This window comes from Mycobacterium sp. DL, assembly GCF_039729195.1.
Taxonomy (GTDB): Bacteria; Actinomycetota; Actinomycetes; order Mycobacteriales; family Mycobacteriaceae; genus Mycobacterium; species Mycobacterium hippocampi_A.
The window spans coordinates 2165658-2178543 of sequence record NZ_CP155796.1 but is presented as its reverse complement, the minus strand read 5'-3'; the positions used below and the strand labels follow the sequence as shown (position 1 = coordinate 2178543).

General features: G+C 67.2%; 12 protein-coding genes and 2 tRNA genes. 4 read left to right on the top strand and 10 right to left on the bottom strand.

Annotation, left to right across the window (positions count from 1 at the left end; genetic code table 11):
- Nucleotides 1–19: 19 nt before the first annotated feature.
- The 3 genes from ABDC78_RS10425 to leuC all read right to left on the bottom strand — a co-directional run bounded on the left by ABDC78_RS10425 (nt 20) and on the right by leuC (nt 2942).
- The gene (locus tag ABDC78_RS10425; protein WP_178362149.1) at nt 20–682 is read right to left on the bottom strand and encodes an HU family DNA-binding protein; all 663 of its coding nucleotides are present in this window, start codon (nt 680–682) and stop codon (nt 20–22) included.
- A 201-nt stretch (nt 683–883) separates the two neighbouring features.
- Nucleotides 884–1477, bottom strand: coding sequence for a 3-isopropylmalate dehydratase small subunit (leuD, locus tag ABDC78_RS10420; RefSeq protein ID WP_178362148.1), 594 nt, complete (start codon nt 1475–1477; stop codon nt 884–886).
- A gap of 19 nt (nt 1478–1496) precedes the next feature.
- On the bottom strand, nt 1497–2942 hold the full coding sequence (leuC, locus tag ABDC78_RS10415; RefSeq protein WP_178362147.1) for a 3-isopropylmalate dehydratase large subunit: 1446 nt from the start codon (nt 2940–2942) through the stop codon (nt 1497–1499).
- 38 nt (nt 2943–2980) lie between these two features.
- Here leuC and ABDC78_RS10410 point away from each other — a divergent pair, with 38 nt between their 5' ends.
- Complete coding sequence (locus tag ABDC78_RS10410) at nt 2981–3682, top strand: IclR family transcriptional regulator (protein ID WP_178362146.1); 702 nt, start codon at nt 2981–2983, stop codon at nt 3680–3682.
- Between the two features lie 18 nt (nt 3683–3700).
- Here ABDC78_RS10410 and ABDC78_RS10405 read toward each other — a convergent pair.
- The 4 genes from ABDC78_RS10405 to ABDC78_RS10390 form a co-directional block, all read right to left on the bottom strand.
- Nucleotides 3701–3773 (bottom strand) — tRNA-Glu (locus ABDC78_RS10405).
- A 61-nt stretch (nt 3774–3834) separates the two neighbouring features.
- A tRNA-Gln gene (locus ABDC78_RS10400) sits at nt 3835–3909 on the bottom strand.
- A 120-nt stretch (nt 3910–4029) separates the two neighbouring features.
- The gene (gene gltX / locus ABDC78_RS10395; protein WP_178362145.1) at nt 4030–5511 is read right to left on the bottom strand and encodes a glutamate--tRNA ligase; all 1482 of its coding nucleotides are present in this window, start codon (nt 5509–5511) and stop codon (nt 4030–4032) included.
- Nucleotides 5508–6287, bottom strand: a complete 780-nt coding sequence (locus tag ABDC78_RS10390) for a fumarylacetoacetate hydrolase family protein (RefSeq protein ID WP_178362144.1) — start codon at nt 6285–6287, stop codon at nt 5508–5510. The genes gltX and ABDC78_RS10390 overlap by 4 nt, the downstream gene beginning before the upstream one ends.
- A gap of 118 nt (nt 6288–6405) precedes the next feature.
- Here ABDC78_RS10390 and ABDC78_RS10385 point away from each other — a divergent pair, with 118 nt between their 5' ends.
- The gene (locus tag ABDC78_RS10385) at nt 6406–7629 is read left to right on the top strand and encodes an MFS transporter (protein WP_347133493.1); all 1224 of its coding nucleotides are present in this window, start codon (nt 6406–6408) and stop codon (nt 7627–7629) included.
- Here the strand turns inward: ABDC78_RS10385 and ABDC78_RS10380 are convergent.
- The 3 genes from ABDC78_RS10380 to serA are packed head-to-tail and all read right to left on the bottom strand — an operon-like array spanning nt 7610 to nt 10814.
- Complete coding sequence (locus ABDC78_RS10380; protein WP_178362379.1) at nt 7610–8179, bottom strand: hypothetical protein; 570 nt, start codon at nt 8177–8179, stop codon at nt 7610–7612. The two genes, ABDC78_RS10385 and ABDC78_RS10380, sit on opposite strands and share 20 nt — an antisense overlap.
- A 41-nt stretch (nt 8180–8220) precedes the next feature.
- Nucleotides 8221–9231 (bottom strand): 3-isopropylmalate dehydrogenase, encoded by a 1011-nt coding sequence (locus ABDC78_RS10375; protein WP_178362142.1) that lies wholly within the window; start codon nt 9229–9231, stop codon nt 8221–8223.
- Nucleotides 9228–10814 (bottom strand): phosphoglycerate dehydrogenase, encoded by a 1587-nt coding sequence (gene serA / locus ABDC78_RS10370; RefSeq protein ID WP_178362141.1) that lies wholly within the window; start codon nt 10812–10814, stop codon nt 9228–9230. The genes ABDC78_RS10375 and serA overlap by 4 nt, the downstream gene beginning before the upstream one ends.
- Before the next feature lie 30 nt (nt 10815–10844).
- Here serA and ABDC78_RS10365 point away from each other — a divergent pair, with 30 nt between their 5' ends.
- A complete protein-coding gene (locus ABDC78_RS10365) occupies nt 10845–12275 on the top strand; it encodes an NAD(P)/FAD-dependent oxidoreductase (RefSeq protein ID WP_178362140.1) in 1431 nt (476 codons plus the stop codon).
- Nucleotides 12276–12288: 13 nt separating this feature from the next.
- On the top strand, nt 12289–12885 hold the full coding sequence (gene wrbA / locus ABDC78_RS10360) for an NAD(P)H:quinone oxidoreductase (RefSeq protein WP_178362139.1): 597 nt from the start codon (nt 12289–12291) through the stop codon (nt 12883–12885).
- The last annotated feature ends 1 nt before the right edge of the window (nt 12886 follow it).

Genomic DNA, 12886 nt, shown 5'->3' with positions numbered 1-12886 from the left:
GGCGCATCTGGTGGTGTGATTACTTGCGACCGCGCTTGGCCGGAGCCTTCTTGGCGGGAGCCTTCTTGGCAGGAGCAGCCTTCTTGGCAGGTGCCGCCTTCTTGGCCGGAGCCTTCTTGGCGGGAGCAGCCTTCTTGGCAGGAGCTGCCTTCTTGGCCGGAGCCTTCTTGGCGGGAGCAGCCTTCTTGGCAGGAGCTGCCTTCTTGGCAGGAGCCTTCTTCGCCGGAGCCTTCTTGGCAGGAGCTGCCTTCTTGGCAACTGCCTTCTTGACAGCGGCCTTCTTGACCGCCGGAGCGGCCTTCTTGGCGACAGCCTTCTTGACGGCGGCCTTCTTGACAGCTTTACGAGCGGTGCTGCCCGCCGTCACGCCACGCTTGACCGCGGGTCCCTCTGCCGGGAGGCGCTGTGCGCCAGAGACAACGGCCTTGAACTGAGCGCCCGGACGGAACGCCGGAACGGAGGTCGGCTTGACCTTCACCGTCTCGCCGGTGCGCGGGTTGCGCGCGACGCGGGCCGCACGACGACGCTGTTCGAAAACGCCGAAGCCGGTGATTGTCACACTCTCACCCTTGTGAACCGCACGCACGATGGTGTCAACGACATTCTCAACCGCCGCAGTTGCCTGCCGGCGATCCGAGCCCAATTTCTCCGTGAGTACGTCGATGAGCTCTGCTTTATTCATGCAAAACCTCCGAATACCAGTGGTCCACTTTGAACCGACTAGTGCACACGGTAAACCCAATGGCCGCTGATTTCCAAGAGCCACGCGCAATTTCAGTCGAAGCCAGCGAACTTTTTCAATCCGGTTGCCGCCCTTGGCGTCCTACCGGACGCCCCCAAAAGGGGGTTGGCACGGGGTGATTTGGCCCCCGGAGCCCGTTTGTCAGACCGGCAGAGTGCGCGGTTTCCAGCTCGGGCGACCGGCTTCGTATTCCTCGATCTGATCGCGTTTGCGCAGCGTAAGGCCTATATCATCGAGCCCTTCGAGCAACCGCCAGGCGGTGTAGTCGTCAATGTTGAACGGCACCATGACCGTTCCCGCGGCAACCGTTCGATCTTGAAGATTCACAGTGATTTCCAGACCCGGCTGCTGCTCGATGAGTTTCCACAACAATTCGACGTCGTCTTGTGCGACTTCTGCCGCCAGGAGTCCGGCCTTGCCCGCGTTCCCCCGGAAGATATCGGCGAACCGGGACGAGATCACCACCCGGAATCCGAAGTCCATGAGCGCCCAGACGGCATGCTCCCGAGACGAACCCGTGCCGAAATCCGGTCCCGCGACCAACACGGATCCGTGGTCGAAAGGCGCCTGATTGAGAATGAACGCCGGATCGTTGCGCCAGGCCGCGAAGAGACCGTCCTCGAATCCTGTTCGGGTCACCCGCTTCAGGTACTCCGCAGGAATGATCTGATCGGTGTCCACATTCGAGCGACGCAGCGGCACGCCGATTCCGGTGTGGGTGCGAATGGCTTCCATCACAGTCTCCTGTCGGGTTTCAGTGGGCGCTCACGGCGGGCAGATCCGCCGGGGAGGACAGCGTGCCGCGGACCGCGGTCGCCGCGGCGACCGCCGGCGACACCAGGTGCGTGCGCCCGCCTTTGCCTTGCCTGCCCTCGAAATTGCGATTGGACGTCGAAGCGCACCGCTCGCCGGGAGCCAGTTGGTCGGGGTTCATACCCAGGCACATCGAACAGCCGGCCTGCCGCCATTCCGCACCTGCGGCGGTGAAGATCTCACCCAGGCCCTCGGATTCCGCCTGGGCCCGCACCCGCATGGATCCGGGGACGACCAGCATCCGAACGCCCTCGGCGACCTTGCGACCCCGCAGCACGTCGGCGACCACGCGCAGATCTTCGATCCTGCCGTTGGTGCAGGAGCCGACGAACACCGTGTCCACCGAAATATCGCGCATCGCCGTGCCGGCCCGAAGGTCCATGTAGGTCAACGCCTTTTCGGCGGCCTGACGTTCGCCCTCGTCGACCATCAGGTCGGGGTCGGGGACCGAAGCGGCCAGAGGTACGCCCTGACCGGGGTTGGTCCCCCAGGTGACGAACGGGCTCAGCGTCGATGCGTCGATGTAGACCTCGGCGTCGAATTCCGCGCCGTCGTCGGTACGTAACCGGCTCCACGCGTCGACAGCCGCGTCCCAGTCGGCACCCTGCGGGGCGTGGGGCCGACCGCGCAGGAACTCGTAGGTCGTCTCGTCGGGAGCGACCATGCCTGCCCGGGCACCCGCTTCGATACTCATGTTGCAGATCGTCATCCGGCCTTCCATCGACAGAGATTCGATGGCGCTGCCGCGGTATTCGATGACGTAACCCTGGCCTCCGCCGGTGCCGATCTTGGCGATCACCGCGAGGATGACGTCCTTGGCGCTGACTCCGGGCGGCAGCACACCGTCGACGTTGACGGCCATCGTCTTGAAGGGCCGCAGCGACAGCGTCTGGGTGGCCAGCACATGCTCGACCTCTGAGGTGCCGATGCCCATCGCCAGAGCGCCGAACGCCCCGTGGGTGGAGGTGTGACTGTCCCCACACACGACCGTCGTGCCGGGCTGGGTCAGCCCGAGCTGAGGCCCGATGATGTGCACGATGCCCTGCTCGACATCTCCCATCCGGTGCAGCCTGACGCCGAACTCCGCACAGTTGCGGCGAAGCGTGTCGACCTGGGTCCGGGAGATCGGATCGGCGATGGGCTGGTCGATGTCGATGGTCGGCACGTTGTGATCCTCGGTGGCGATCGTCAGATCCGGCCGGTGAACCGGACGGCCGGCCAGTCGCAACCCGTCGAATGCCTGCGGGCTCGTCACCTCGTGCACGAGATGCAGGTCGATGTAGATCAGGTCCGGCTCACGTGCGGCCCCCTCACCGGATCCGGGAACAACGACGTGGTCGCTCCACACCTTCTCGGCGAGCGTGCGGGGCTGGTTCGTGACGGCCATCTTGACTATCTCACAATCTGGGACGCTAGTATCTCCTTGTGAGACAGGATAGCGGCATCGGCGTGTTGGACAAAGCTGTGGGGGTGCTGCACGCGGTGGCCCAGTCCCCGTGCGGTCTCGCGGATCTCTGCGAACGCACCGACCTGCCGCGGGCGACCGCTCACCGACTGGCCGTCGGGTTGGAAGTGCACCGACTGCTGGCCCGCGACGGTGACGGGCAGTGGCGTCTCGGCCCCGCACTCACCGAACTCGCAGGGCACATCAACGATCCGCTGTTGTCCGCAGGCGCCGCGGTACTGCCGCGATTGCGCGAACTCACCGGTGAGAGTGTGCAGCTGTACCGGCGCGAAGGCAGCGCCCGAATCTGCATCGCGGCGCTGGAACCCCCCTCGGGACTGCGCGATACGGTGCCGGTCGGAACACACCTGCCGATGAACGCCGGATCCGGGGCCAAAGTGCTTCTTGCCTACGCCGATACGGCGACCCAGCAGGCCATCCTGCCGTCGGCCACGTTCACCGACCGGACGCTGGCCGAAGTCCGCAGGCGCGGATGGGCGCAGAGTGCGGCCGAGCGCGAACCCGGTGTGGCCAGCGTGTCCGCACCGGTGCGTGACGGGCGGGGTGCGGTGATCGCGGCGGTCTCGGTATCCGGTCCGATCGACAGGATGGGCAGGCGCCCCGGAGCCAGGTGGGCGACCGACCTCGTCGCCGCCGCCGAGGCGCTGACGCGACGGCTCTGAGGCCGCCCAGAAGTGTTGTACCCCCGATGGGATTCGAACCCACGCTACCGCCGTGAGAGGGCGGCGTCCTAGGCCGCTAGACGACGGGGGCCAGAACTATTTTCGGAGCGTCAGCATAGCTCAGGTGAGAAAGCTGACCTAATCCGTTGCATTGGCTGGGGTACCAGGACTCGAACCTAGAATGGCGGTACCAGAAACCGCTGTGTTGCCAATTACACCATACCCCACTGGAAGCCCATCACCGCTGGTCACGGGCCATTTCCCGATCCGAGAGCGCTGCGGCTGTGCCGCGCTGCGCCTTCGGGCGGGCCGACGAGCACACTATCAAATATTCGGCACTGTTTTTCTCACGCCTCCGCCGAGGCGGCACCGGCCCGCTCACGGCCGGCCCGTAGCCGGTCCAGGCTGCGGTCGCGGCCGAGCAGTTCCAGCGACTCGAACAGCGGCGGGCTCACCGACGAGCCGGTCACAGCGACGCGGACCGGACCGAACGCTTTGCGTGGTTTCAGCTCGAGGCCGTCCACCAGTGCCGCCTTCAGCGCCTCCTCGATCTCGGCGGTGGCCCAGTGCCCGACTTCCTCGAGTGCGGCCAGCGCAGCGCCGAGGACCGGCGCGGCTTCGGGCTTCAACTCCTTGGCCGCTGACTTCTCATCGAGTGCAAACGACGAGTCGTCGAGGAACTTGAGCAGCTCCCAGGCATCACCGAGCACCACGATGCGGGTCTGAACCAGCCTGGCCGCCTCGGCGAACTGCGTGTCGTCCAGTCCCGTGTGGTGGCCGTGTGCGGCGAAGAAGTCGGTCAGGCGTCGGGTGAACACCTCCTCGTCGAGCAACCGGATGTGCTCGGCGTTGATCGCGTCGGCCTTCTTCTGGTCGAAGCGCGCCGGATTCGAGTTGACGTCGGCCACGTCGAAGGCGGCCACCATCTCATCGAGGCTGAAAATGTCGTGATCGTCGGCGATGCCCCAGCCGAGCAGGGCCAGATAGTTCAGCAGACCCTCGGGAAGGAACCCGCGGTCACGGTGCAGGAACAGGTTGGACTGCGGATCCCGCTTCGAGAGCTTCTTGTTGCCGTCGCCCAGAACACTTGGCAGGTGAGCGAATTGAGGCACCTGCTCGGCAACCCCGATCCGGATCAACGCCTGATAGAGCGCGATCTGGCGCGGCGTGGACGGCATGATGTCCTCACCGCGCAGCACGTGGGTGATCTTCATCAGTGCGTCGTCGACCGGATTGACCAACGTGTACAACGGTTCTCCGCTGCCTCGGGTCAGCGCGAAGTCCGGCACGGACCCGGCCGGGAAGGTCGTCTGGCCCCGCACGAGGTCCGTCCAGGACAGGTCGGCGTCGGGCATCCGCAGGCGCAACACCGGATTGCGGCCCTCAGCGCGGAAGGCGGCGCGCTGTTCGTCGGTCAGGTCGCGGTCGAAGTTGTCGTAGCCGAGTTTCGGATTGCGGCCGGCGGCCAGGTGCCTGGCCTCGACCTCGTCGGCGGTCGAATACGCCTCGTACGCCTCGCCGGCGCTGACGAGCTTCGCGAGCACCTCGCGATAGAGCTCGGACCGCTGTGACTGCCGGTAGGGCTCGTAGGGCCCACCGACCTCAGGCCCCTCGTCCCAGTCCAGCCCCAGCCAGCGCAGCGCGTCCAGGATCGCGGCATAACTCTCCGCACTGTCACGCTGGGCGTCGGTGTCCTCGATGCGGAAGACGAACGTGCCGCCGGTGTGTCGGGCGTAGGCCCAGTTGAACAGCGCGGTGCGCACCAGACCGACGTGGGGGGTGCCGGTCGGCGAGGGGCAGAAGCGGACTCTGACGGGAGGGTTGGTCACTGCTTTCCTTTTCGGACAACGGGATTGGAAAGCGTTCCGATTCCCGAGATGGTGATGCTGACGGTGTCCCCGTCCTCGATCGGGCCGACCCCTTCCGGCGTCCCGGTCAGGATCAGGTCGCCCGGGAGCAGGGTCATCACCGCCGACACCCACTCGATGATCGCCCCGACGTCATGGATCATCAGCGCGGTGTTGGAGTCCTGGCGCGTCTCGCCGTTGACGGCGGTCCGCAGATCCAGATCACTGGGGTCCAGGTCGGTGACGATCCACGGTCCGACAGGGCAGAAGGTGTCGTGGCCCTTGGCCCGCATCCACTGCCCGTCCTTGCGCTGCTGATCGCGCGCCGACACGTCGTTGGCGATGGTGTACCCGAGGATGTTCTCGGCAGCCCGCGACGCCGGCACATCCTTGCAGGGGCGGCCGATCACCACGGCCAGTTCACCCTCGTGGTGCACGGGGTGCGCATCCGCGGGCAGCTGAATCGGAGTGTTGGGGCCGATGATCGAGGTGTTCGGCTTGAGGAAGATCACCGGATCCTCCGGCGCGGTGCCGCCCATCTCCGCGGCGTGCGCGGCGTAATTCTTACCCATGCAGACCACCTTGCTGGCCAGGATGGGAGCCAGCAGCCGGACGTCGGCCAGCGGCCAACTCCGACCGGTGAACGTCGGATTGCCGAACGGGTGCTCGGCGATCTCCCTACATGTCGCTTCGCTCGGGTCGCCTTCGATACTCACGAAGGCGACTCCGTCGGGACTGGCAATTCGGCCGAGACGCATTGTCACAGCGTAATGCCCGGGCCACCCGATCCGATCGGCACCGCGTCGACCGCTCGACTCATCTCATCAGATGAGATATGGATTCTGCACCATGAGACCCGTGTGCGACGATGGCGCCGTGTCCGTGTCGTCGGTGAGTGATTTCAGGCGCTGGTCGATGCTGGTCATCGCACTGTCGGCAACCCTGTGCGCGAACGTGTTCATCAACGGAGTGGCATTTCTCATCCCCACCCTGCACAGCGAGCGCGGTCTCGACCTGGCCCAGGCGGGGCTGGTATCGGCGATGCCCAGCCTGGGCATGGTGGTAACGCTGATCGCCTGGGGATACGTCGTGGATCGTGTCGGGGAACGCCTGGTGTTGGCACTGGGTTCCGCGCTCACCGCCGCCGCCGCGTTCGCTGCCGCGTCGGCGGACTCTCTGGTCGCGATCAGCGTGTTCCTGTTCCTCGGCGGGATGGCCGCTGCGAGCAGCAATACCGCAAGCGGGCGACTGGTTGTCGGCTGGTTCGCCGCCGAAAAGCGGGGCCTGGTGATGGGAATCCGGCAGACCGCCCAACCACTGGGAGTGGGCCTCGGTGCGCTGGTCATCCCCCGAGTCGCGGAATCCCACGGCGTCGCAGGGGCCTTACTGTTCCCCGCGATCGTGTGCTCGGCGTCGGCGGTGATATGTGCCGTGGCCGTTGTCGATCCGCCCCGGCCGCCGCGCGCCGGCGCGCCGGCGGCCGATCTCGCCAACCCCTATCGGGACTCGCGGCTGTTGATGCGCATTCACCTCGTCTCGGTCCTGCTGGTGGTGCCGCAGGTACTGGTCTGGACATTCACACTGGCGTGGTTGATCAGTGAACACGGGTGGTCGCCCGGATCGGCGGGGCTACTGGTCACCGCGGCGCAGGTGCTGGGCGCCGGCGGGCGGATCGCGGCGGGACGTTGGTCGGACGCCGTGCTGAAGCGCTCCGGAGATGTCCTCGGCGCGCGCCTGCGGCCCATCCGGACGATCGCGCTCGCTGCGGCGGCGGCCATGGCGCTGATGGCACTGACCGACTGGCTCGACTCACCGCTGAGCATCGGGTTGATGATGGTGGCATCGGTGGTCACCGTGTCGGACAACGGCTTGGCCTTCACCGCGATCGCCGAGATCGCCGGCCCGTTCTGGAGCGGTCGGGCGTTGGGCACCCAGAACACCAGCCAGTTGTTCACCTCCGGTCTCGTTCCGCCCTTGTTCGGCGCGCTGATCGGCGTCGCCGGTTACCCGATCACCTTTGCGGTGTGCGCGCTGTTCCCACTGCTGGCGATCCCCGCGGTGCCTGTGACTTCCTCGCGCACTAACCGCCCGGGCGAGTGAGCCGGCGCGGCAACGCCATCAGCGCGGCCGCCAGAAAGCACAGCGCCCCGACGAACGTGCCGAGGTTGGCCAGCCGCGCATCGGCGGTCACCCCGGTGACCCGGACGAATGCGGCGATCGCCGACACCCCGAACGCGACGCAGCCGATCAGGTTGATCGCCGACGCCCACCAGTCCCGAGACCGGAGTTCGAACAATCCCACGGTGGCGGTGACAGCGACGAAACCGAGGACGCCGCTGAGCAGGAATGCGCTCGACCCGACCGCGTCGGGAGTCCACACATACCGCCGTTCCGCCGTCACGGCGTGCGCCAGAACCGACGCGCCGGTGCCCAGGTTGAACAGCAGCGTGCCGACGAACTGAACTGCAGCCGAGGCTCGTTCGGCGGGAGAATGGTCGGACCCGGTTGCCTGTGCCAGCTGCATCCACGCAGCGGTGGTGAAGAAAAATGAGCCGACGAAGCACAGGAAGTTGGCGGCACCGGCCCCGGCCCACGCCGGGAACCCGGGAACCGTCGCCGTGGCGAAGAACGCCGAACCGATCGCGAACAGCCGACACTGCCGCGTCAGCGTCGCGAACCGTCCGGAGATGCCTACAGCTTCCCCAGGATTCGGGCGCCCACGGCCGATGTCGACAGTTTCTCGTCACCACGCGTCGCGAGATGCTCCTCGACGGCCTTGTCGACCCGCGCCGCGGCGCTGAGCTCGCCCAGGTGCGCCAGCAGCAGCGCCACCGACATGACCGCTGCCGTCGGATCCGCGATGCCCTGGCCCGCGATGTCCGGGGCGCTGCCGTGCACCGGCTCGAACATCGACGGATTCGTCCGCGTCGCATCGATATTGCCGCTGGCAGCCAGACCGATGCCGCCGCACACGGCCGCTGCCAGATCGGTGATGATGTCCCCGAAGAGGTTGTCGGTGACGATGACGTCGAACCGGCCCGGGTCGGTGACCAGGTGGATGGTGGCGGCGTCGACATGCAGGTACGCGACCTCGACGTCGGGATACTCCGGTGCCACGGCCTGCACCGTGCGCCACCACAGCGACCCGGCGTAGGTCAGGACGTTGTTCTTGTGCACCAGGGTCAGATGCTTGCGCCGCTGCTGCGCTCGACCGAATGCGTCCTGCACGACCCGGCGCACCCCGTAGGCGGTGTTGACGCTCACCTCGGTGGCGATCTCATGGGGCGTGTCGACCCGGATGGCGCCACCGTTACCGGTGTAGGGCCCCTCGGTGCCTTCCCGGACGACAACGAAGTCGATCTCGGGGTTGCCGGCCAGCGGGCTCTGCACACCGGGATAGAGCCGGCCCGGCCGCAGGTTGATGTGGTGGTCCAGTTCGAACCGGACACGCAACAGCAGCCCACGTTCGAGCAGTCCGCTGGGCACCGACGGATCGCCGATGGCGCCCAACAGAATCGCGTCGTGCCCCTTCAACTCGGCGAGCACCGAGTCGGGCAGCACCTCGCCGGTCGCGTGGTACTGCCGAGCGCCGAGGTCGTACTCGGTCTTCTGCACGCCGGGCAGTACGGCGTCGAGCACCGTCAGCGCTTCGCCGATGACCTCCGGTCCGATGCCGTCGCCGGCGATCACGGCCAGTCTCATGAGAGATCCACCACTTCCAGCGTCACCGCGTTCACGTCGCGACTGATGGCGGAGAGCACATCGTCGGACACCTGACGGTCCAGCCGCAGCATGATCGTCGCGCCCTCGCCGTCGGCGTCCTGACTGAGCTGCGCGGCAAGGATGTTGGCCCCGGCGCCGCCGAGCAGCGTACCGATCTTGCCGAGCGCACCGGGCTGGTCGTCGTAGTTGATGATCAGGTTGACGCCCTCGGCACGCAGATCCAGGTTTCGGGCGTTGATCTGGACGATCTTCTCGACCAGTTGCGGGCCGGTCAGCGTGCCGGCGACGTTCACCGTCGACCCGTCGGCCCCGACGGCACGCACGTCGACGACGCTGCGGTGGTTGGGGCTCTCCGAGGCGGTGGTGATCGACGCTTCCACGCCGCGCTCGGCGGCCAGCGCCGGCGCGTTGACGAAAGTGACCTGATCCTCGATCACCGCCGAGAACAGGCCACGCAATGCCGAGAGTTTGAGCACCTCGACCTCTTCGCCGGCCAGCTCGCCGTACACCTGCACCGACAGCGACACCGGCAGTTCGCTCGACAGCACACCGGCGAGCAGGCCGAGCTTGCGCACCAGGTCGAGCCAGGGCGCCACCTCTTCACCGACGACGCCACCGCCGACGTTGACGGCGTCCGGTACGAACTCCCCGGCCAACGCGAGCTTCACGCTGGCTGCGACGTCGGTGCCCGCCCGGTCCTGCGCCTCGGCGGTGGACGCTCCCAGATGCGGCGTCACCACCACCTGCGGCAGCTCGAACAGCGGACTGTCGGTGCACGGCTCGGTCGAGAAAACGTCGAGTCCCGCGCCGCGGACGTGACCGCTGGTGATGGCCTCGGCGAGCGCCGCCTCGTCGATGAGGCCACCGCGGGCGGCGTTGACGATGATGGCGCCCGGCTTGATCTTGGCCAGCGCATCCTTACCGATCAGGCCTGCGGTCTCCTTGGTCTTGGGCAGGTGAACCGAGATGAAGTCGGCGCGCGCCAGCAGTTCGTCGAGTGTCAACAGCTCGATGCCCAACTGCGCGGCGCGTGCATGGGACACATACGGGTCGTAGGCCGTGATGTGGGCGCCGAAAGCGGCGAGACGCTGCGCCACCAGCTGGCCGATGCGCCCGAGGCCCACCACACCGACGGTCTTGCCGAAGATCTCGGTGCCGGAGAACGCCGAGCGCTTCCAGGTGCGCTCCCGCAGCGTGGCATCGGCGGCGGGGATCTGGCGCGCAGTCGACAGCAGCAGCGCCAAAGCGTGCTCGGCGGCACTGTGGATGTTCGACGTCGGGGCGTTGACCACCAGGACGCCGCGCGCCGTGGCGGCATCGACGTCGACGTTGTCGAGTCCGACTCCTGCGCGGGCGACGATCTTGAGCTTCGGCGCCGCGGCGAGGACCTCGGCGTCGACGGTGGTGGCCGAGCGCACCAGCAGAGCGTCGGCATCCACGACGGCAGCCAGCAGCTTCTCCCGGTCCGGACCATCCACCCAACGGACTTCGACCTGGTCACCGAGGGCTTCCACCGTCGATTGGGCCAGCTTGTCGGCGATCAGTACTACAGGCAAACTCACGCGGACAGCCTAGTGGGCTGTAATGGAGCGGTGGACATCACCATCGTCGGTAGCGGGCCCAACGGTCTGGCCGCCGCTGTCATCTGCGCACGAGCGGGTCTATCGGTACGGGTGATCGAGGCCCAGCCCACCTACGGAGGCGGTGCCCGCACCCTGCCCGACCCCGAGTTCTCCGGGGTGTCACACGACATCTGCTCCGCCGTGCACCCGCTGGCCCTGGCGTCGCCGTTCTTCTCCGCATTCGACCTGCGCGCGCGGGGGGTGGCGCTGACGGTGCCCGAGGTGTCCTACGGCAACCCGCTGCCGGATCGACCCGCCGCGATCGGCTACCTCGACATCGAACGCACCAGCGCCGAACTCGACGACGGCGCGTCGTGGCGTCGGCTGCTGGGTCCGTTGTCGGCCGACTCCGACGGCGTCGTCGGCCTGTTACTCGGAGACAAGCGGTCCGTCCCCCCGAGCATCACGGCTGCGCTTCGGGTCGCCCCTCGCCTGCTCGCCCAGGGCAGCCCGGCGTGGGGCACGCTCGCCGGGGAGGACGCCCGGGCACTCTTCACCGGCGTTGCGGCACATACGATCTCGCAGATGCCCTCGCTGGTGGCTTCGGGTGCGGGCCTGATGTTGGCCACCCTCGGCCATTCGGTCGGTTGGCCGATACCCGTCGGCGGCTCACAGGCCATCCCGGACGCGCTGCTGGCCGATCTGCGCTCGCACGGTGGCGAACTGACGCTCAGCGAAGCGGTCACGGACCCACCTTCGGGAGTGGTCCTCTACGACACGGCGCCGACCGCGCTGCTGGGGATCTACGGAGACCGGTTGCCCTCGCGCTACGCCAAGACCCTGCGGGGCTACCGCTACGGACCGGGGGTGGCGAAGGTCGACTTCGTGCTCTCCGGCGAGATCCCCTGGCGGGATTCGCGTTTGGCGCAGGCTCCGACGCTGCACCTGGGCGGTGACCGGTCCATGATGGCGCGCGCCGAGCAGGAGATCGCCGACGGCCGGCACGCCGAGTGGCCGATGGTGCTCGCCGCACTCCCCCACCTGGCCGATCCCAGCCGGATCGACGCCCAGGGTCGCCGGCCACTGTGGGCCTACGCACATGTCCCGCAAGGTTCCACGATGGACATGGCCGAAACCGTCACCGGCATCGTCGAGCGCTTCGCGCCGGGCTTCCGGGATCTGGTCGTCGGCGTGCGTAGCGTTCCTGCGGCGCGACTGGCCGACCACAACGCCAACCTCGTCGGCGGAGACATCGGCGTCGGCGGCAACAACATGTTCAGCGCACTCACCGGTCCCGCACTGCGCTGGGATCCGTGGTCGACGCCGATCCCGAAGGCGTACCTGTGCTCGTCGGCGGCCCCGCCCGGCGGTGGAGTGCACGGCATGTCGGGGTACTACGCCGCCCGCACGGTGTTGCGCAAGGAGTTCGGCATCAGGGACCTGCCGAATCTGTCGCCCTGAGTACGCTGTCCACATGACAAAACTCGCGGTCATCTACTACTCGGCGACGGGGCACGGCACCGTGATGGCCAACCGCGTCGCAGCGGCAGCCGAGTCTGCGGGCGCAGAAGTCCGGGTACGGCACATCGCCGAGACACGAGACCCCGATTCCTTCGCGAAGAACACCGCGTGGACGGCCAATTACGAAGCAACCAAAGATCTCCCGGCAGCCACCGGTGACGACATCGTCTGGGCCGACGCGGTGATCTTCGGATCGCCGACCCGTTTCGGCAACACGGCATCGCAGTTCCGCAATTTCATCGACTCGCTGGGTGGCCTCTGGGCTCAGGGCAAGCTCGCCGACAAGGTCTACGCCGCGTTCACCTCGTCACAAACCGCGCATGGCGGTCAGGAGACGACGCTGATCACGCTCAACATCTCCCTGATGCACTTCGGCGGCATCATCGTGCCGCCCGGATACACCGACGGTGTCAAGTTCGCCGACGGCAACCCCTACGGCGTCGGGCACATCACCGGGCCGGAAAACAGCAACGACCTCGAGGACCCCACGCTGGACGCGCTGGACCACCTGGCGCGTCGCGTGGTCGGTGTGGCCGACCGCCTGTCCTAGA